Annotated in this window: 23 protein-coding genes; 10 read left to right on the top strand and 13 right to left on the bottom strand. The window is 40.4% G+C overall.

What is annotated here, in order from left to right:
* Positions 1-29 precede the first annotated feature (29 nt).
* Positions 30-2,264 (bottom strand): tetratricopeptide repeat protein, encoded by a 2,235-nt coding sequence (locus tag J2W55_RS22090; protein WP_310101273.1) that lies wholly within the window; start codon positions 2,262-2,264, stop codon positions 30-32.
* A 745-nt stretch (positions 2,265-3,009) separates the two neighbouring features.
* Here J2W55_RS22090 and J2W55_RS22085 point away from each other — a divergent pair.
* Positions 3,010-3,747, top strand: a complete 738-nt coding sequence (locus J2W55_RS22085; protein ID WP_310101270.1) for a hypothetical protein — start codon at positions 3,010-3,012, stop codon at positions 3,745-3,747.
* Between the two features lie 49 nt (positions 3,748-3,796).
* Here J2W55_RS22085 and J2W55_RS22080 read toward each other — a convergent pair whose 3' ends face one another.
* On the bottom strand, positions 3,797-4,618 hold the full coding sequence (locus J2W55_RS22080) for an alpha/beta fold hydrolase (protein ID WP_310101267.1): 822 nt from the start codon (positions 4,616-4,618) through the stop codon (positions 3,797-3,799).
* A gap of 240 nt (positions 4,619-4,858) precedes the next feature.
* On the opposite strand from J2W55_RS22080, the gene J2W55_RS22075 reads away from it, so the two are divergent.
* Both J2W55_RS22075 and J2W55_RS22070 read left to right on the top strand, forming a co-directional pair.
* On the top strand, positions 4,859-5,680 hold the full coding sequence (locus J2W55_RS22075; RefSeq protein ID WP_310101264.1) for an N-acetylmuramoyl-L-alanine amidase family protein: 822 nt from the start codon (positions 4,859-4,861) through the stop codon (positions 5,678-5,680).
* Positions 5,681-5,837: 157 nt separating this feature from the next.
* Positions 5,838-6,941: a Gfo/Idh/MocA family oxidoreductase gene (locus J2W55_RS22070; RefSeq protein ID WP_310101260.1), complete on the top strand. Its 1,104-nt coding sequence runs from the start codon at positions 5,838-5,840 to the stop codon at positions 6,939-6,941.
* 49 nt (positions 6,942-6,990) lie between these two features.
* Here the strand turns inward: J2W55_RS22070 and J2W55_RS22065 are convergent, their stop codons facing one another.
* Positions 6,991-7,452, bottom strand: a complete 462-nt coding sequence (locus J2W55_RS22065) for a hypothetical protein (RefSeq protein WP_310101257.1) — start codon at positions 7,450-7,452, stop codon at positions 6,991-6,993.
* Between the two features lie 123 nt (positions 7,453-7,575).
* Between J2W55_RS22065 and J2W55_RS22060 the strand changes: the two genes are divergently transcribed.
* The 4 genes from J2W55_RS22060 (at position 7,576) to J2W55_RS22045 (ending at position 10,912) form a co-directional block, all read left to right on the top strand.
* Complete coding sequence (locus J2W55_RS22060; RefSeq protein WP_310101254.1) at positions 7,576-7,794, top strand: hypothetical protein; 219 nt, start codon at positions 7,576-7,578, stop codon at positions 7,792-7,794.
* A 195-nt stretch (positions 7,795-7,989) separates the two neighbouring features.
* Positions 7,990-8,565, top strand: a complete 576-nt coding sequence (locus J2W55_RS22055; RefSeq protein WP_310101251.1) for a YceI family protein — start codon at positions 7,990-7,992, stop codon at positions 8,563-8,565.
* A gap of 144 nt (positions 8,566-8,709) precedes the next feature.
* Entirely contained in the window at positions 8,710-9,960 is a 1,251-nt protein-coding gene (locus J2W55_RS22050; RefSeq protein ID WP_310101248.1) for a DUF2130 domain-containing protein, read from the top strand.
* A 31-nt stretch (positions 9,961-9,991) separates the two neighbouring features.
* Positions 9,992-10,912, top strand: a complete 921-nt coding sequence (locus J2W55_RS22045) for a ChbG/HpnK family deacetylase (RefSeq protein ID WP_310101244.1) — start codon at positions 9,992-9,994, stop codon at positions 10,910-10,912.
* Positions 10,913-10,914: 2 nt separating this feature from the next.
* Here J2W55_RS22045 and J2W55_RS22040 read toward each other — a convergent pair whose 3' ends face one another.
* The 5 genes from J2W55_RS22040 to J2W55_RS22020 form a co-directional block, all read right to left on the bottom strand.
* Entirely contained in the window at positions 10,915-11,127 is a 213-nt protein-coding gene (locus tag J2W55_RS22040) for a hypothetical protein (protein WP_310101242.1), read from the bottom strand.
* A gap of 165 nt (positions 11,128-11,292) precedes the next feature.
* Positions 11,293-12,258: an EamA family transporter gene (locus tag J2W55_RS22035; protein WP_310101239.1), complete on the bottom strand. Its 966-nt coding sequence runs from the start codon at positions 12,256-12,258 to the stop codon at positions 11,293-11,295.
* 7 nt (positions 12,259-12,265) lie between these two features.
* Positions 12,266-12,745 (bottom strand): Lrp/AsnC family transcriptional regulator, encoded by a 480-nt coding sequence (locus tag J2W55_RS22030; protein ID WP_310101236.1) that lies wholly within the window; start codon positions 12,743-12,745, stop codon positions 12,266-12,268.
* Positions 12,746-13,080: 335 nt separating this feature from the next.
* Positions 13,081-13,386, bottom strand: coding sequence for a DUF3892 domain-containing protein (locus J2W55_RS22025; protein WP_310101233.1), 306 nt, complete (start codon positions 13,384-13,386; stop codon positions 13,081-13,083).
* Positions 13,387-13,583: 197 nt separating this feature from the next.
* The gene (locus tag J2W55_RS22020) at positions 13,584-14,837 is read right to left on the bottom strand and encodes a metallophosphoesterase (protein ID WP_310101230.1); all 1,254 of its coding nucleotides are present in this window, start codon (positions 14,835-14,837) and stop codon (positions 13,584-13,586) included.
* 113 nt (positions 14,838-14,950) lie between these two features.
* On the opposite strand from J2W55_RS22020, the gene J2W55_RS22015 reads away from it, so the two are divergent.
* Positions 14,951-15,811, top strand: a complete 861-nt coding sequence (locus tag J2W55_RS22015; RefSeq protein ID WP_310101227.1) for a glycoside hydrolase family 16 protein — start codon at positions 14,951-14,953, stop codon at positions 15,809-15,811.
* A 212-nt stretch (positions 15,812-16,023) separates the two neighbouring features.
* Positions 16,024-16,221: a hypothetical protein gene (locus J2W55_RS22010; RefSeq protein WP_310101224.1), complete on the top strand. Its 198-nt coding sequence runs from the start codon at positions 16,024-16,026 to the stop codon at positions 16,219-16,221.
* A gap of 81 nt (positions 16,222-16,302) precedes the next feature.
* Here the strand turns inward: J2W55_RS22010 and J2W55_RS22005 are convergent, their stop codons facing one another.
* Complete coding sequence (locus J2W55_RS22005) at positions 16,303-16,974, bottom strand: Pr6Pr family membrane protein (RefSeq protein WP_310101222.1); 672 nt, start codon at positions 16,972-16,974, stop codon at positions 16,303-16,305.
* A gap of 491 nt (positions 16,975-17,465) precedes the next feature.
* Here J2W55_RS22005 and J2W55_RS22000 point away from each other — a divergent pair, with 491 nt between their 5' ends.
* Entirely contained in the window at positions 17,466-17,900 is a 435-nt protein-coding gene (locus J2W55_RS22000) for a VOC family protein (RefSeq protein ID WP_310101219.1), read from the top strand.
* A 9-nt stretch (positions 17,901-17,909) separates the two neighbouring features.
* Here J2W55_RS22000 and J2W55_RS21995 read toward each other — a convergent pair whose 3' ends face one another.
* The 4 genes from J2W55_RS21995 to J2W55_RS21980 are packed head-to-tail and all read right to left on the bottom strand — an operon-like array spanning position 17,910 to position 19,392.
* Entirely contained in the window at positions 17,910-18,113 is a 204-nt protein-coding gene (locus J2W55_RS21995) for a hypothetical protein (protein ID WP_310101216.1), read from the bottom strand.
* A gap of 11 nt (positions 18,114-18,124) precedes the next feature.
* Positions 18,125-18,340 carry a hypothetical protein gene (locus J2W55_RS21990; protein ID WP_310101213.1) on the bottom strand — a complete coding sequence of 72 codons (216 nt, stop codon included), beginning with the start codon at positions 18,338-18,340 and terminating at the stop codon, positions 18,125-18,127.
* Between the two features lie 19 nt (positions 18,341-18,359).
* A complete protein-coding gene (locus tag J2W55_RS21985) occupies positions 18,360-18,770 on the bottom strand; it encodes a hypothetical protein (protein ID WP_310101211.1) in 411 nt (136 codons plus the stop codon).
* Positions 18,771-18,819: 49 nt separating this feature from the next.
* Positions 18,820-19,392 carry an RNA polymerase sigma factor gene (locus J2W55_RS21980; protein WP_310101208.1) on the bottom strand — a complete coding sequence of 191 codons (573 nt, stop codon included), beginning with the start codon at positions 19,390-19,392 and terminating at the stop codon, positions 18,820-18,822.
* Positions 19,393-19,479 lie beyond the last annotated feature (87 nt).

Below are 19,479 nucleotides of genomic sequence, written 5' to 3'. Positions count from 1 at the left end.
AACACTGTTCAATCCTAACCTGTTTAATTTTATTTGCAATACCTTGCTGCCACGGCCGCCGCATTTTTTGATCCCAGTTCTACAGCTTTATTAAAATCGGCGCAAGCTTCTGTTTTTTCATTAAGTGTAAATTTTGCAATGCCGCGTTGTAAATAAACGTCCCCGTTTTTAGGGGTTAAACTTATTGCAGTATTACAATCGTCAATGGCACCCTGGGCATCGTTAAGCATAATTTTCAACGCAGCAAGGTCTGTATATATATCAGCTCCGCTGGCGCCAACTTTTAAGGCACTCGCAAAATCGTCGGTTGCTCCTTGTTTATCGCCCAACTTGTTTTTGGCTACACTTATGTGTGCATAAGCTTTAGCATTGTTGGGGTTCAGGTATAACGCGTTATGAAAATCGTCAACGGCACCTGCATAATCTTTTATCGCCAGTTTAACATCGCCCCTTAATACAAATGCTTCGTCGCTTGAATAAATTGAAACAGCCTTATCCAGATCAGCAATTGCACCTTTATAGTTTTTTAATTTGGCTTTTATATGGCCCCGGTTTTGGTAAAGCACCGCTGATGTATCAGATATGGAATCAACTTTCAACGCGGTATTAAAATCGGCCAGGGCACCATTGTTATCTTCGGCAGCGGCGCGGCTCAAACCACGCTTCAGCAGCAATGAAATATTTCCTGGGTTTTTAGTAATACCAGCATCATAATCGGCCATAGCACCTTTCATATCACCGGCTGCTGCTTTAGCCGTGCCCCTAAAAAGATAAAAATCTGAATTTGCCGGATTTAAACCGATAGCAGTAGTAAAAAGCTGTATACCGTTATTGGTATATTTAAAAAAATCGGGTACTTTACCCAGCCGCATATAGGCGTCCTCGCGTTTAGGTGAAAGCTCTATTAGTTTTTCAAAGTCTTTTACGGCCCCGGCATGGTCATTTACCTTGTCTTTTTCAATACCGCGATTTAAGTAAGCATAAGTATAGGAAGCATTTATCCGGATGGCTGTGGTATAGTCGCGAATTGCAGCTTGCCTGTTGCCCATATTGCGGTAGGCATCACCGCGTACCAGATATGCTTCGTCGCTTTTGTTGTTAATATTTATTGCCAGTGTAAGATCGGCTATCACACCAGCGGTATCTTTTAAGGCCATTTTTGCTTTGCTGCGACTCACATATGCTTTTAAGCTTTTGGGATTCAACGTTACCGCGGTATCGGCATCAAGTTTGGCGCCCTGGTTATCATTTAGTTCCAGTTTAACGCCTGAACGGTTCTGATAAGCCTCCGGATTTTTGTTATCAAGTGCTATTGACCGGTTCAGATCTTCAAGGGCGCCGTTAAAATCTTTCAGGTTGGTTTTTACCAGGCTACGGTATAAATACACATCAGCTTTATTCTGAAATTGCGCTGCAGCTTTATTAAAGTAATCAAGAGCTCCTTTGTTGTCGCCCATATTACTCATGGCGTTGGCCGTGTAAAGAAATAGATTTTTAAGACCGGGATTTATTGCCGCGGCTTTTTTGTAATCATCAACTGCTCCTTTAAAATCGCCCTGATTGCTCCTGGCGTTAGCTCTGTAAAAATATGCCTCGGCATCCTGCGGGTCAAGTGTTAAGGTAGTGGTATAATCTGCAATGGCGCCGCGGTAATCATTTACATTAACCTTTGCGCCGGCACGATACCGGTATAGCTCCGCCTTTTTTGGGGTTAGTTTTATTGCCGCGTCATAATCATTAATGGCGCTGGTAAAATCGCCTTTGTTATTTTGAGCCAAACCTCTGAGCTCGTATAGTTCGGTATTATCTGCAGCAAATTTCAACGCTAAAGTAAAATCGGTAATGGCGCCGGCATAATCTTTTATGTTTGATTTTGCATTACCCCGGTATTGGTACATTTTGGCATTTTGCGGTTCAAGGGCAATGGCTTTGTCAAAATCGTTAATAGCGTTTTGATAATCGCCAATATTGCTTTCGGCATTGGCTTTGTAATAATAGGCGTTGGCAAAATTTGGCTTAAGACTTAACGCTTTGGCATAATCGGCAATGGCTGCCTTGTAATCCTTAATGTTTCCGTAAGCGTTTGCGCGATAAAAGTAAGCTTCGTCGCTTTTATCGTTGAGTTGTATGGCGAGGGTAAAATATTGTATGGCGGCTTTATATTCTTTTGCGTTGGCACTGGTATTTCCGTTTTGGATGTAAGTGCTAACTGTTTGGGCAAATGTGGATAACGGTAAAAAAATAAGAAACAAGAATTTTTTCATTTGCAAAAATAGGATTTAACGCATTCAGTTGAAAGCCGGCAGAATATAGCAAAGCTTATACCGGAATTAAAAATACATCAGGAGATTTGACTAACGGGCTTTTTTAACAAGCAGGAAAGGAAAACTTGGGGCATAAAAGCCCCAGTTATCAGTTTGGGTAAGTTAGGGGACGTGTTTAAGTAACGTATAGCAAATTGTATAAATTAAGTATAAGACGCCTCGTTGTGTTCGTCGGCATGGTGTTGATTGCGCTTTTTGTTGTATGCAATAACAGCAGTGCAAAGGAGGATGCAAAAGACCAGTGAAAGCTCTATAATCACATGTGTCATTGGTATACGGCCCTGGTTTTTCGAGAGCAAAATGCCTGCATCAGGAAGAAGCAACCCGAATAATGGGAAGCAAAAGAACATTCTCAATATTATTAATTTTTCCATAATTACTAACATTTAGTATGATAATGCTAAAGTACACATAATTTCTTTATTATTTAAATAATATAACTAAATATCTTGTGGTACTACTACAATTCGGCAACGCGATTGTTTTAATTTTTCAAAAAAAAAATAATTTAAACCCCAGTTACATGCAAAATAAACGGAACTGTTTAAAGATTACCAATTTTTTAGAGCTGTGAGCCGGGCGTTATTTTATTAACATTTTATATGATTGCCTACCCGGAATTGTTTAAATATTTAATATATTGATACAGGTTGAAAACTGTAGTTTTTTTTTATTTTTACGAGTAATGAACCCTAAACAATTTAACTACGGCAACAATGGCAATGCAACCCCTGGCGTTCGTTATTCTCCGGTACCTTATTATTTAAAAGCCTTATTTATAATAATATGTACGTGCATTTGCAGCATAAGCATAGCCCAACGACGGTCGCATGCCGCTTTGACTTATGGCGGTGGAGGAGGGGGCAGTAATTTTGATTCAGGCTATGGTGTTATGCTGGGTATGGCCTATGATGCGCCGCTGGGTAATTTAAAGGGAGTGTATAAGCCCGCGGTAGATTTTAATTTAGGCGTAGCCCGTTTTATGGATAAATTTACAGTAAGCTTCACATTGGGTTATCATGCCTATAAGCCTAAAAACGATACTACAAACACAGATGAGGTTGAAAATACCAACGTGGTTTATAGCAATTACAAGGTATATTCGGCGTATGCGGGAATAATTTATAACCTTAACCTGTCTGAAAGTGCGAGGCTTTACGGAGGGGCAAACCTGGGCCTGTATTATACCCATTATGCTTATACATTTGTTGCTAACAATGATTCTTTTATTGCTGATCTGCAGCAGCAGAACTTTTATATGGCTCCGCGTTTGGGGATCATTTTTGCGTTAACCAATACTATAGGATTAAGTTTCGAGTCAAAGTATAACTTTTTTTCACCCATCGGAAAGTCGGAAACAGAAAGCTCCGGTACATTTTATACGTCGGTAGCAGGACAGGCAGCCCTGACTTACAAATTTTAAAGGTGATATCAAGAATACGTGCAGTGAATTGACCTCCGGTTAATAGGCTTTATTTGTAAGGCTGTTCAAAAAACTCATCTACTTTTCTGTTAAATTCATCCTTGTGTTCAATCAATGTGGGATGACCAGAGTGTGGCACAATCCACAGATATGCTTTCGGGATGTTTTGAGAAATAAGCACAGTATGCTGAGTGGGGATAACGTCATGATCGCCGGCAATAATAAGCGAGGGGCATTTAATAGCCTTTAGGTCAGACAGCTTAATGTTGGGTTGAAACCAATCAAGCAGAAAAATTTTCCAATCATTTTTTTCCTTCGCTGTTTTAAACACCATATTTTTTTTGGCGTTATAATCTTTTTGTTCCTGTTTCCAGTATGATGGAACAATGCCGGTAGAATCGGGCCATAAATTGGCTCCGGTTGATGCCAGTTTTATTACTTTGCCCGGATGCCGCATAGCCAGTTCAAGTGCATTGATACCGCCATCGCTCCAACCAATAACATATGCCGAATCAATATGCATGGTATCAAGCAGGGTGGCAAAATCATCGGCCATCATCTCAAAACTTAATGAATCACGGTCATCACGTGATTTGCCGTGCGCCCTGCTGTCAACAGCAATAACTTTATATTTTTTTGCAAAATAGGGTATGTTATTTTCAAAGGCGCTAATGCTGCCACCATTGCCATGTATAAGCAATAGCGGTTTTCCCGTGCCATAAACTTCGGCGTACAACTTTATGCCATGTATGTCATAATATTTACCTGCCTCGGGGTTATTGCCGTATGATATTTTTTTTTCGCGATTGCATCCAATTTGTATGAGCCCCAGGCAAATAAACAGGATCGATAATGATTTTTGGATCTGCATAAAGGTTAATGGTTGTAATATGATTAAAAGTAAATATGTAGTTAAAGCTGCTAAACTGCGCCACCGTTTAACAAAATAAATATAAGTTAACTAATTGGTAAAATGTATGTTAACAAGCCAACTAATATTACCTTTGCGCTCATTAATTAAATTGCTTTTAAACCATATAAGTAAAACAATATCTTATAAATATATTTTAGTAAAGAGTATGTTTTACTGTAGGTGACTAACTTTTTTTTCATGCCAGCTATTCGCAAAAAAAATACTTATAAAATCGCATTCATTTTTTTTATTGTAAACCTTTTTAGTGCTGCTGTTTGCCTGGGTCAGCAAGAGGCTGCGACCAGTGTGAGCCGGTTTAAGTTCAAAACTGTAATTATCGACGCCGGACATGGAGGGAAAGACCCTGGAGCGCACGGTGCTTATTCAAAAGAAAAAAATGTTGCCCTTAGCATTGCAAAAAAATTGCGCGACCTGATTATTGATGAAACAACCGGTATTAAGGTGGTTATGACCCGCAGCACTGACGTTTTTGTTGAACTGCATAAACGGGCCGATATAGCTAATAATAATCATGGTAACCTGTTTATATCTATCCATTGCAACTCGTCGCCGCAGCGCCGGAGCACTGAGCGGGGCACATTGTTGTTGGTATACGGCTTTCACCGCAGCCAGGAACAGCGCGAAGCCCTGCGCGAAAACGCATCTATCTATATTGAAAAGGATTATAAGGATAAATACAACGGCTATGGCAACGACGCGGTTGTGAACACCATTGTTTTAAACGCGTTTCAGCAAAAATACCGGAAACAAAGTATCCAGTTTGGCGATCTGGTGAACCGGGAGTTTAAAAAGACCGACGGACGCCACAGTTTTGGTGTGAAGGAGCAGGGTGTACTGGTACTGGCCCAAAGTGGAATGCCCGCGGTGCTGGTTGAAACGGGCTTCATTAATAACCCATCCGACGAAAAGTACCTGAACTCAGATGCCGGCCAAACTGAAATTGCCCGGTCGATATTGCGGTCATTAAAACAATACCGCGATAATCTGGAGGGAAGATAGTCCCGGTTGATTTAAACGGATTGTGTTGGTCAGTGCCACCTGTACAAATGTATCCTGTAAATTCTGACTTAGAGATTGGTTTATCAAACAAAACCTCTATATAGCTTGTATTTATAGGTTATTAACCCATTCACTTTCAATTAAATCAACCTAAAAAATGGCACTACAAAAAACATCCCGCAGAGATTTTATCCGCAATGCCTCGTTAGGCATTGGGGCGTTGGCTATTGGTCCGGCGTTGTCACAACTGGCTATGGCAAAGCCCGGCAAAAAATTAGGTATAGCACTGGTAGGCTTAGGCGGCTATGCCGGTGGGCAACTGGCACCTGCCTTGCAGAAAACTCAAAATTGTTATTTGGCAGGTATAGTTACAGGTACGCCTTCAAAGGCGGTTGATTGGGCTAAAAAATATAACATTCCACAGGAAAACATTTATAACTATCAAAATTTTGATGAAATAGCTAAAAACAAAGCTATTGACATTGTATATGTGGTGCTGCCGGTTGCCTTGCACAAAGAATATACTATAAGGGCAGCACAGGCCGGCAAGCATGTGATATGTGAAAAACCGATGGCTGTTAATGCCAAAGACTGCGAAGACATGATAGCGGCTTGCAAAAAGTCAAATCGGTTATTGTCTATAGGTTATCGCCTGCATTTTGAGCCGCATAATATAGAAATAATGCGGCTTGGCCAAAAACAGGTGTTCGGTAAGGTAAAAAGCATAGATACTGGTAATGGATTTACTTATGGTGGTGACCCCAATGCCTGGCGATTAAAAAAAGCACTGGCTGGCGGCGGCGGGTTGATGGATATGGGAGTGTATGCTATCCAGGCTTCGCGCTATACACTTGGGCAAGAGCCCATAGCCGTGAAAGCTACACAGGAGAAAACCCGCCCAGAGCTTTTTAAAGAAGTTGATGAAACCGTTTTCTGGGAGTTGAAGTTTCCCGGCGGCCAAAAAGTTACAGGCAAATCAAGTTATAATCATGATTGGGGTTATGTAAAGGCCGAGGCCGAGCGTGGCAAGTTTCAGCTTGAACCTGCATATGGCTATGGTGGTATTGAAGGTTTTACCAGTAATGGTCCGTTAAAATTTCCGCAGATTGTACAGCAGGCAGCTCAAATGGACGATTTTGCTAATTGCGTAAACCTCAATAAGCAAAGCCGTGTACCCGGAGAAGAGGGTTGGAAGGATATGAGGGTAATTGATGCTATTTATCGCAGCCTTGACTCAGGCAATTGGGAAAAAATAGGTTAAAACAACAAAACCAGGCATTGCCTGGTTTTGTTGTTTTAACGCGTAGGGCTTAATTATTAACCTTTATATATTTTTGCACCTCACTGCCTACCGTAATTTTAAGCGTATCTGAGCTTATTTTGTACGGGGATGTGTTTAAAAAAACCTGGTTAACAGTAGTACCACCTCCATTAAGGTCAGAAGAATTGAGTTTCTGATTTAATTTAATGTACAGTTGTGTGCCGTTGGTGTCAAATGTGCCTTTAAAGTAAGTGCTGTTTACTGTTGATACCGGGGTTGCAGAGGCATCTGTTTGCAATGCGAACAAAAAGCCTTCATAAAAAGAAAGTGTTTGCACACTATCGCCCTGGGCTGTGCGGTGTATGGTTCTTTTCCAGGCGCCAAACAGGTTTGTGTCTTCGTTTGATCCTGGTATTATACCTTTATCTTTTGAGCAGGATTGTAATGATATTATAAAGCCTAAAGAAGCAAGCAGCATTACTGCTTTGTTATAATAATTTTTAATGTTCATAGTAAAAATTTAAGTTACAAATTGTTTGTTTTTTTATTAATAACGCAAAGTAAACACCATTGCGTACAAAAAAGTTTTAGTAAGTGTGAGTTTTTATGGTAATTTTATGAAAACTATATTAACATGGAGCCTTTTACTATAACCATTAATGAAGTGGATTATCAGGTGAGCCTTCATTCTGGGTTCCCCCGGTTATTCGACATTGTTAATAAAAATATCAATTACACCATTGGCAAAACCGACGCAGGTAACTGGGTTTATATCAAACATGAGCCGTCGTCTGCAGTTATTCCACTGGAGCAGATCGGTGCCGCAATTGACGATCATGTATTTGAAGATTAACGGTTTATAATTAAGCAAATAAACTTTGGCGACATCCCGGAGTATTGATGTGTTTGTGAAAAAAGTCCACTAAATTGGTAGATATTTGTCATGGAATTTTAATAAAAACATGTTTAAACATTTATCTTGAAAAATATCTGAATCATTTGTATACTTTTGGCCAATTAACAAAAAGAAATTAAAAAAATAAAAACAATGAAAAAGATCTTTATCCTGTTTGCATCAGCATTTTTGTACACGGCCGCATCAGCACAAACCACCTGGACGGTTGACAAAGCACATTCAAACGTTAAATTTACTGTTACCCACTTGCTGGTAAACGACGTTGATGGCACTTTTAAAACCTATGATGCTACCATCACTTCAGCAAAACCTGATTTCAGCGATGCTAAAGTTTCATTTGTGGTACAAACAGCTTCTGTAAGTACCGACAATGATTACCGCGATAAACATCTTTCGGGCCCTGAGTTTTTTGATGTTGCAAACAAGCCAACACTTACTTTCACCAGTACAGGTATTTCAAAAACATCTGATAAACATTATGCCGTAACAGGTAACCTTACTTTAGCAGGAGTTACTAAACCGGTTACATTTGATTTGTGGTATCGTGGTACTATAACCAACCCTATGAGCAAGGCTGATGATGCTGGTTTCCAGTTAACAGGTACTATCAAACGGTCTGATTTTAATTTTGGCAGTAAATTTGGCTCAGCAATGTTAAGCGACGAGGTAGCAATTAAAGCTAATGGCGAATTTGCTAAAGCTAAATAACTAAAAAATATATATTATTAGCACTACGGCGCACTCATGCAAATGGGTGCGCTGTTTGTTTTTTACTATACCTTGAAGTGTGTTATGCACACGGCAAAATCCTTATCTTTGATCTGCATAATTATTTTTTTGTAATATTTATATATGGCTACAGAAGTTAAGTGCCCAAGTTGTGGTTTTGGTTTTCCGATAGAGGAGGTGATGGCCGAAGAGTATAAAAAGGAGCTCAGGATAAAAATGCAGGATTATACCCGGCAAAAAGAGGAAGAGTACCGGAAAAAGGATGAAGAGTTTTTAATTAGGGAGCGGCAGCAAAAAGATGTTTTTGAAATGCGGCTTGCCGAAGAAAAAAAACAATTACAACTGGCTATGGAGCAAAACCTTCGCAAATCCATTAGTCAGGATTATGAGAACCAGGTGCAGATGCTTAAAATTTCGGCACAGGAAAGCGAAGAGAAGCTAAAGCTATCGCGGCAAAAGGAACTGGAGTTTTTGCAGCGTGAAAAACAATTGCAGCAAAAGGAAGAAGAAATGGAACTTGCTTTGCAGCGTAAATTGCAGGAACAACGTAATGAATTAAGCGAACTGATAAGGAAGCAGGAAGCCGAACGCCACAGTATAAAAGATACCGAATACCAACTAAAGGTTAAAGAGCTTGAAAAACAGCTTGACGACCAGAAAAAGCTGGCTGATGAAATGAAACGCAAGGCCGAGCAGGGCTCCATGCAATTGCAGGGCGAAGCGCAGGAATTGATACTGGAAGAGCTGCTGCGTAATTATTTTCCGTTTGATGTGATAAGCGAGGTGGGAAAAGGCGTACGCGGGGCCGATTGTGTACAAACTGTGCGCAATCAGTTTGGGCAGGAGTGCGGCCGTATTATATATGAAAGCAAGCGTACCAACGCATTTGGCGCCGACTGGATTGAAAAATTAAAGAAGGATATGCGCAGCATAGGAGTTGACGTTGCGGTGATAGTTACCCAGTGTTATCCTAAAGGCATGGATTGCTTTGGCGAAAAAGATGGGGTTTGGATCTGCAGCTTTGATGAGGTAAAAGCGGTATCTTACATTCTGCGCGATAGCGTGATCAAGCTGTCAAACCAGGCGCGGTCGCAGGAGAATAAAGGCGATAAAATGCATTTACTTTATGATTATTTAACCAGTAGTGAGTTTTCTGAGCAATGGAAGGCTATTAGGGAGGGATATATGAGCATGCGCCTGTCTATACAAAAAGAGCGCGATGCAATGGAGAAGATGTGGAAATCGCGCGAGAAACAGCTGGACAAAGTTTTATTGAACGCTGCTCATATAAAAGGAAGCATTGAGGGTATTGCAGGGAGCGATTCCATACAACTTAGTTTAACCGATGATGATGATACCTTGTTATTAGAATAATAACAAACCCTGTTCAATTTATACCTGGTATATGAAGAAGTCTATCTCACTTTATTTATGCACACTGTTAATAGCCGCTGCAATATTGCCGGCCCGGGCCCAGCAATCTTCGGACAAGCTCCCGCAGCTGTTGATAAGGCTTGATGATATTGGCATGAACCATTCTGTAAATATGGCTGCCGAAAAGGTGGCTAAAACAGGAATGCCATTTTCTGTGTCATTACAATTTGCCTGTCCCTGGTATCTGGAAGCTGTTGAAATATTAAAGCAGTATCCGCAGGTAAGTGTAGGCGTTCATTTAACGCTCACCTCGGAGTGGAAAAACTATCGCTGGGGACCGGTACTTGGCCGTACGGCAGTACCCAGCCTGGTTGATAGCAATGGTTATTTCCCCCAGTCGACAAGGGCATTTGCCAAAAGCGGATATAAACTTGATGAGGTGGAGAAAGAACTGTCGGCACAAATTGAACGGGCTTTGGCATCCGGTTTAAAGATAAGCTATATTGATCCACACATGGGCATTGCCCTGTCAACCCCTGAACTAAGGGCTTTGACTGAGAAACTTGCCCATAAATATAAGCTGGGTATTTCGATACTAAGTAGTGTTAATTACTTTGATGAAACCTATAAAGAGATGTGGGGCGAGCCTATTGCTACTAAGAAGTCGGCATTTTTAGCCTATGTGAGCAAGCTTAACCCAGACAGGCCCAACCTGATGGTGTTGCATGTTGCTACACCCAGCCCTGAAATGGATGTTTTGGTTGACATGAACAGTAATATGATGAATACAAAAGATGGTAAGCCCCTTACCAGTCTGCACAGGCAAACCGAACTTGATGCATTGCTTTCGCCTGAGTTCAGGGATATGATAAATAAAAAATTCCAGATGGTCAACTACCAGCAACTATTGTCAACAAAGGATGTCGGCATACTCAAAGCTTCTGACAAATAACTTTATTTGTTTTTTGAGGTAATTACAACTATAATACCTCCAATCAAAACTATACCGCCCACGTACGGTGGCCAGTTAACAGTTTTCTGTCTGTCGGCAGATACCTGTATGGGACCTGCGTCAATGATTTTTTCTTTTTTGGTGTAAGTAAAGCCCGTCCAGATAAGCATTATGGCTCCGGCAATAATGAGCACTATTCCAATAATTTTATTCATGGCCGATGATTTGAAGTGTTTATTACTATAAAATTCTAAACAACCTCAATTTGTTTGTTGGCAGGCAAAATAATAATAACAATTGCGAATGAACCAGGAGATATGATACAAGGATCAGGATGTCATATTAACCAAATTTAATGCCCCTGATCCTTGTTTGTTTGATTAGTTGTCGGTTACGGCCAGTTCTGGCCTGGTTTGTTTTTCTTTACGGTATTTGCTAAGGTTAATCAATAATACGCTGCCTAAAATAATAACCAGGCCGCCTATTTGCGTAAACGAAATGTGTTCATCGGCAAACAGTACACCTAACACAACGGCTATAACAGGGTTTACATAAGCATAGGTGCTCACCTGTGTTGCAGGGCGCACCTGCAAAAGCCATACATAAGCGCTGAACGCAGCTATTGATCCAAAGAATATTAGATAAATCAGTGCATACCAGCTATGGGCCGGAATATTATGCCATTGTACATGTTGTATTTCATGGTTTGCAAAGCTTGCCGGTATAAACATAAGTCCGGCGGCCAGCATTTGCCATGCAGTGTTTACCGATGCGGATACCTCGGTGCTATGATATTTAGAATATAAGGATCCTGATGCCCATGACATTGATCCTATAAGCAGTAGTAACATGCCGGGCAGTTTTGAAAGACCTATTGATGAACCAAATAAACTGCCAATTTGCTCACTGAACAATAGTATAACGCCGGCAAAGCCTATAACCAAACCAACAATGGTTGACGTGCTTTTAAAGTTTACATGCCAGTTTTGCCTGTCAAACAATACAAACCATATTGGCGCCGATGATACCATGATTGCTACCATTGCACTTGGCAGCGTTTGTTCAACCCAAATTACCGCACCATTGCCCACCACCAACAGCAAAAAGCCTGTAACCGCTGCGTGAATGATACTGCGTTTAACCAAAACCTTCTCGCCTTTAATGACGCACCAAATGATTAATAAAATGCCGGCAGTAGTAAAACGGAGAGCGCCAATCAACAACGGCGGAAAGCCGTCTACAGCCATTTTTATAAAAAAATAAGTTGAGCCCCAAACCAGGTAAACAATAGCAAACGCTATGATTACCAATATGGGTGATGCGGATTTTTGAGGTGTTAAGGTCATGATGATATTATTTTTGAGGTATAACTAATTGTTGTTGTTCTTTTACAGTTTCAAGCACTATGGTGGTGCGGGTGCTTAAAATGTTAGGTATTTTGCTAAAGTGTGAACGCATAATTCTCATAAGCGAGGCCGAATCATAGGTGCGCACTTTAACCAGATAGCAGTCATCACCGGCAACATGATGTACTTCCTGCACTTCGGGTATTTTGGCCAGTTCAATTGTGGCATTGCTGCTGCCCGGGCCGTCCGAAGCTTTCATAAATATGAAGGCCAGTAAGTTTTGCTGTAATGCAGCCGGGTTTATACGTGCTGTGTATTGCTGTATAACGTTTTTTTGTTCCAGCTTTTTTACCCTTTCCAAGATCCCCGAGGGAGCCATACCCAGTTCGCGTGCAAGGTCGGCGTTGGATATGCGGGCGTTTTCCTGCATCAGGCGTAAAATGTGCAGGTCCGTTTTATCTAAAATTATTTCTGTTTCGCTAATCATTCTGTAATATTAAGGTATTAATGAATTATATTCAATATAATTTAATAAAAATGAATTTAATTCGACAAAACTATCGTATTGGTGTTTAAACGTCTATTTAATGGATCGCGAACCGGCTTAGAAACACCGGGTTTGTTCCATATAAAATGCCAAGGAGCTAATTCCCGGTTGATATCATTAAGATCTGGTATAATGAATAATTCAGGGTTGAGGGGCCTGATCTTTGTTTATATAAAGAGAACTATCAACTTATCGGGTTTACGGTACTCCATAAAAAACAAACACCCGTCAAAATTATGACAGGTGCAAGCAGATAAGGTATAGGTTCTCTTAAATTATTTTGTTGCCGGTAAATTTAGCAGTTTGTCAGATTTGGTTTCATCAAAAGCGGTTTTTACATATTTATATCCACTTTTGGTTGTTGCAGTAAGTAATTTGGCTTTATTCCCTTCTTCGTCTAAAACGTAGGCGGTGCCATTGTCATTGATCCAGTCAAAAAGCACATCTCTTGTGGTAATTCCACGATTTTGGGTATGATCATCAATCCACATTAAGGAGTTGATAGCCAGATATGGATTATCATACTCATCATTGGTTCTGTATACACCAGTTATTTGTATGGGCATTATTAGTAGTATCAAAGTTTAAAGCCATAAAACTCTGAATTATATGCTGCCCGGTCAATCGGTGAAAACACCGTATTTTTCGGTATTTAAACCCGGTGTTTTCACGGGTATGATTATGTTGATAAGTATTTTGCTGGAATTAAATTAACAGCCTTTAATGCTTTTTTTATTAATAAGCCGATATGCGTATCATGACGGTAAGACTTTGGAGATCAGGTATTTTTCTTTAATTCAATTACGGTGATCTCGGGCCATATACCCAGGCGGCCCGAAAATGCCAGGAAGCCAAACCCCCGGTTTACATACAGATATCGGTTCTTTTCGTTGGCCAAACCTGCCCAGTCAAGATACCTGTATTTTACCGGGCTCCATTTAAAACCCGGGATTTCGATGCCAAACTGCGCACCGTGGGTGTGTCCCGAAAGGGTAAGATGAATATTTGTAGCGTTATAGCGTACCTGTTCTTCCCAATGGGTTGGGTCATGTGACAGCAGTATCTTAAAGGCATCTTTTGGAACACCTTGCAGGGCCTTGTTCAAATCGCCTACTTGTTTAAAGCCGCGTCCCCAGTTTTGTACACCTATAAGCGATATTTTTTGCCCGTTTTTTTCAATGGTCACATTTTCATCAAGCAGCAGGCGGTAACCCAGGGCCTTGTGATGTTGTTTTAATTGTTCAAGGTTTGCGGCTTTTTCCTGCTCACTATCCCATTCTATGTAGTCGCCGTAATCATGATTGCCCAGTATCGAAAATTGTCCGTAAGCAGCCTTGATCTGACCAAATCTATCAATGTACGGTTCAATTTCCGACGCTGCATTATTAACAAGGTCGCCGGTAAAAACAAAAAGGTCGCTTTTTTGCGCTTTTGCCATATCAATACCACGCTGCATAGCTTCCGTATTATCAAAACTGCCCGAGTGAATATCAGACAGCTGGGTAATAGTAAAACCATCAAAGGCATCGGGTAAATCGTCAAAATAAAGCGTAGTGCGGTGTAACTTGTAATCATATTTACCTTTAAACATAGCGTAAAACATGGAAGTGAAGGGCACGGCGGCGGCCAACACTGCTATTTCGCTGATAAATTTGCGGCGGCCCGGAAAAACCGGCTGACTGTTATTTTGACTCGCGAGGTTAAACAGGCCAACAAAAAATCTACCCAGATCACCAAGTGATAATACAATAACAAAAAACAATTTGGTTATAAAAAAGGTGAGGAACAGGCTCAAAACCCATTCATGGAAAGGGCGCATGCCTCTGGCTGTGGTAAAACTTCCAAAACCCAGCAAAAACAGGGCAATTACTCCTACAGAAATAAATAGATATCCAAAGAGCACCACATTACGCCATAAAGGTGATTGCCAGTCGGCACTTAAGGTTTTCAGGCCCGAAAAAATGTACCAGTCAAGCAATAAGCTGACAGTTGATATGATTAAGAATACCCTGAAAAAACCACTGTTGTGCATGTAAATATATATTAGCCTGCAATTTAAAAAAGGAAAGGTAATTAAAGGGTAAAATTTGGCGCGATAAAAACTCATCGTATAAAATCATATTTTAGCTATCAAATCATATAGCCATGAAATTTCGTCGTCTTTTATTAATAGCCACCCTTTTACCGGGCTTAGGATTACACGCGCAGCAATCACCTAAAACTGATACCGTATTTTTTGACGATTTTAAAAGCCCGGTACTTGACCGGGCCAAATGGAACGTAGAGGTTACCGGCAACACCGTAAATGACGAACAGCAGGCCTATGTCGATTCGATCGCTACCATATATATGGTTGATGGCAATGATGCCGGGGGAGCTGTAAACGGCGCGCTTGTTTTAAAAGCGGTATACAAGCCGGGATTTACCAGCAAGGAACAAAAGAAGTACGATTTTATATCGGGCAGGATCAACACCCGGGCTAAAATGGAATTTACTTATGGCACTGCTTCCGCACGTATGAAAATGACTGCAGGTGCCGGGCTATGGCCTGCATTTTGGGCGCTGGGTAACGGCGAATGGCCCGGCTGTGGTGAGATAGATGTTATGGAAACAGTGGGCGATTCGAGCTGGACCAGTCATGCTTTGCATGGTCCAAACTATTTTGGTAATACGCCGCTTGTTCACCGGTCTTTTTTTGCTGCCGGTACTGATGTTACCAAATGGCATGTTTATTCGGTTGACTGGACTCCTGCCAGCCTGGTTTTTAAAATAGATGGCAAGATAACATATACAGTAACCAAACCTATGGTTGAAAAATATGGCCGCTGGGCTTTTGATAATAAAAAATTCATCATCCTTAATTTTGCGCTGGGAGGCGGGTATCCGGCCGGTTATAATAAGATCAGTAAACCATATTACGGAATATCTGAAAATACAGTAAACAAAATAAAAGCGGGACAGGCAAAAGTATTTGTTGACTGGGTATTGGTTACCAAGCGGAGGTAGTAATTGTTAAAGTTTGTTAAAGATGTGTAACAAGGTTGCAGCAGCAATAATAGATATTGCAATGATTACGTTTTACTATTATAAAATGCAAAAAACGCAAAAATGTCATTATAAAATGGCTTAAATTTTACTTTTTTTAAACATAGTACTAATTACAATTGCATATTTTTGAATTATCAATTTAAACGTTAAACAATTAAACATCTACCATTATGGCAATATTAACAATCCAAATACCAGACAGCGAAGTAACTACTTTATCAAGCATAATTGAGCAAGTGGCAGGCAGCGTAATAAAAGTTAATGCAGACGAAGATATAAACACCAATGAGTGCCTGCAAAAAGAAGATTTTTTTATCGAAAATAAATTGGCCCGATCTGTACACAAAAGTTATCTGTGGAACGATTAAGTATCAATATATAAATTAAACTGTTAATACACCATAAAAAGGAATGCCCGGCTCAATAAGCCGGGCATTCCTTTTTTTATTTTACGCTTTATTTTGCTTGCTTAAAGCACGGGTTAACAGGATAAGCAGTAAGCCCAGTGCCAAAAAAACAACAAGTAATACCAGGGAATTAATTGCTATAGTAAAATAACCAAGCTTTCCCGCATCTATAAAAGGGTAAGGGTAAAAGTTGGTAGCGGCGCCGCGGATAAGTGTATATATAAGGTATAAAAACGGAAACCATAGCCAGTTTAATGATTGTGCCCATTTCAATTTTTCTTTTGGTGAAAAAATTAACCAGCAAACAAAAAACAATATCGGATTAATAGAGTGCAGTAACTCATCGGCCACTTTAAATAAATCCTCAGGATGCCATAAACTACGTAATATGATATTGTAAACCAAACCTACAACCGTTATATACAAAACGATACCGGTAAGCACGTATCCGCGGGAGAAAAATTTATAAACTGTTGTGGATCGGTTTAATAATAAAGCGCTTAGTCCCAAGCCCGCCAGCAGGTTGGATTGAATGGTGAAAAAGCTAAATAACTGTACCAGTACACCAACAAGACTCCATCCATTTTTCATATAAGCTGGTATAGATATGTAGAATTGGAGTATCAGGCTTAACCAAATTACAATTACTGATAAAAATAAAACAATAAAGGAAAGTGTGCTTGGGTAACGGTGTTGTTCTGATGCCTGCGACATAAATATACTTTTAATAAAAGTAAATATAACACTCCCCAAAACGAATAAAATGCGTTTGCTCAAATACCTGTTTTATACAGTAAATTAGATAATAAAGGTAACAACGCGATGCCTTTACACGTAATAACTAATATGCCTGGCTATTTAACCATACCCAAATCAATTTGCTGCAAGTTTTGTAAAATTTGCGGGGCGCGTCCTGTTATCGAGGCTGATTCGGCCGGATTATACGTGGTTAAGTGCCCTAATGATAATGGTCACTATCAAACCCGCCCGGGGTTAATTGACATAGATGACTGGAACAGGAATAACACCATACATTTTGTATCAGTCCGTGATATTAACGCACAGATTTCTTTTAAGTAACAATTTCCTTGCTTTTTTTAATGCGGCGTTTAAAAGTATATCTTTAGCTTTTAAAACCTAAAGAAATGACATCTTTTTTCAATTCAAATATAAATATGCGTAAGCTTAAGTTCGCAATACTCTTCATGGCTTTTATTTTACCGATGTTTTGCCAGGCACAAACCGGCACCGACGCGGTGCCCGTAGTTGACCACATAGCTATTTGCGTACATGATCTTAAAAAAAGTACAGCTTTTTATACCGATGTAATGCACTTGCAAAAAGTGCCAAATCCGTTTGCCGATACCGTACACCAGTGGTATAGCCTGGGCAATGGTGTCAAGCTGCACGCCATACAGGGCGACTGTACAGGTAAGCACGAAAAAGCCGAACATCTTTGCTTTACAGTAAGCTCGGTTAAGGAATTTGCCAAAAAGCTCGACGCAATGAACATTCCTTATAATAACTGGAAAGGCGACAGCAAGGAACCCACTTTACGACAGGACGGGGTATTGCAGCTATATTTTCAGGACCCTGACGGATACTGGATAGAGATCAACAGCCCGGCAAAAGGTAAGTAGTTGGTTCCATTAAAGCTTTTTTAACTGCTTTTTAAACCAATGCCCTTTCCACAGCCAAAAGCCAGATAGTACTATCACCGGGAAAAATACCCATTTTACGGCGATAGCGGCATGTGGCAGGTTAGCTACTGGTCCGTATATGTAACCAACAACCGGGATACTTAATATAATATGCATCCACCGGATAACCTTTCTTTCTAAAGCGGCTGTCATGATATATTATACTAATACTTCAGCTCCTGGCAATGAATGCCGGCTTTTTGCAAAAGAGATTCAATGTATTGGGGCGACAGGTCACTGGACACAATACGCAATATGTTATCACAATCTTCCAGGTCAAAGTTCCATTGAGCAATAGCCGGAACTTTGGTGAGCAGGGTAGTTACCTTGCTCACCTGTCGCGGTTCTTTAACGCTTGTTGAAAATACCAGCACATCCATAATCAGGCAGATTAATTTGTTATTGATCTTTTTTTTCTTCTTCCTTTTCAGTTTTATAATCGTCCCATTGGCGGCCAAATTTGCCAAAGCCCGGGCCATGACCTTCCCAATGGCACATGCGGTCGCGCATTTTAGCTCTAAATTTCTCCTGTTCTTCGGGGCTCATATTCTTAAAGCGCTGTTCCATGCGTTTGCGCATCCATGGCGCGCCGCCACCCCAGCCCGGGCGCCCGCCTTTACCAAAGCCAAATAAAATTTTACACAAAACAAATATCCCCATAGCCTGCCAAAATGTAATTGTACCTACATGCAAAATATCAGGCAATAAATTATTCCATAACTGCATCACTACAAAGCTGATGAGCGACAGGAAGGCGGCAACTGCCAGCGGAATAAATATAAAACGCCCTCTATAAAATACTTTTTTCATTTTCTTGATTTTTAATGTTCTTAATAGCCTGCTTTATACAGGTTATCGTTTAATATTCTGTTATTTCTTTATACAATTGTTGCAAACGCTTGCGCAAGTGCAGTACCGCGTATCTTTTGCGCGACACCAGTGTTTGAATCTTTTCACCTGTAGTATCCGCTATTTCCTGGAACGACAGATCGTCAAGTTCATGCCATATAAACACGTCCTTTTGCTCGCATGGTAATTCATCAAGCGCCATAAATAACTCATCCCAAAACAAATTGCGCAAATACTCGGTTTCCGGAGTACTGGTTTCGGTGAATAGTATCGTTTTAAAGTCAACCGCATCATCCTCGCTATCTTCGCCGGTTAGCATATCATCAAGCAGAGTTTCTGATTTCTTTTTATGCTTGTCTGTTATTTTATTGCGGGCTACCCGGTAAAGCCAGGCGCTGGTTTGTTCAATAGGTTCAGAGTTGATCACAGAGCTAAACTGGTACCAAACATCCTGCAGTATGTCTTCGGCATCAGCATCATTTTTTACCCTACGGCGGATAAACCCCAACAGGTTTTTACCATACTCTTTTATAGTATGTATAATATGACTGTTCTTGTCTTCGGGCATTGTTGCGGTTATCAACTTTTTACTTCTTTAAAGATAAAGACGATTGAGGGTTGAAAACATTTTAAATTATTTTAAAAGAAAATAAACATAGGCTAAGCGAGA

Origin of the sequence: Mucilaginibacter pocheonensis, from assembly GCF_031456535.1 — a bacterium.
Classification (GTDB): Bacteria; Bacteroidota; Bacteroidia; order Sphingobacteriales; family Sphingobacteriaceae; genus Mucilaginibacter; species Mucilaginibacter pocheonensis.
The sequence above is the reverse complement of the archived record's forward strand: the minus strand, read 5'-3'. Positions and strand labels throughout refer to the sequence as shown.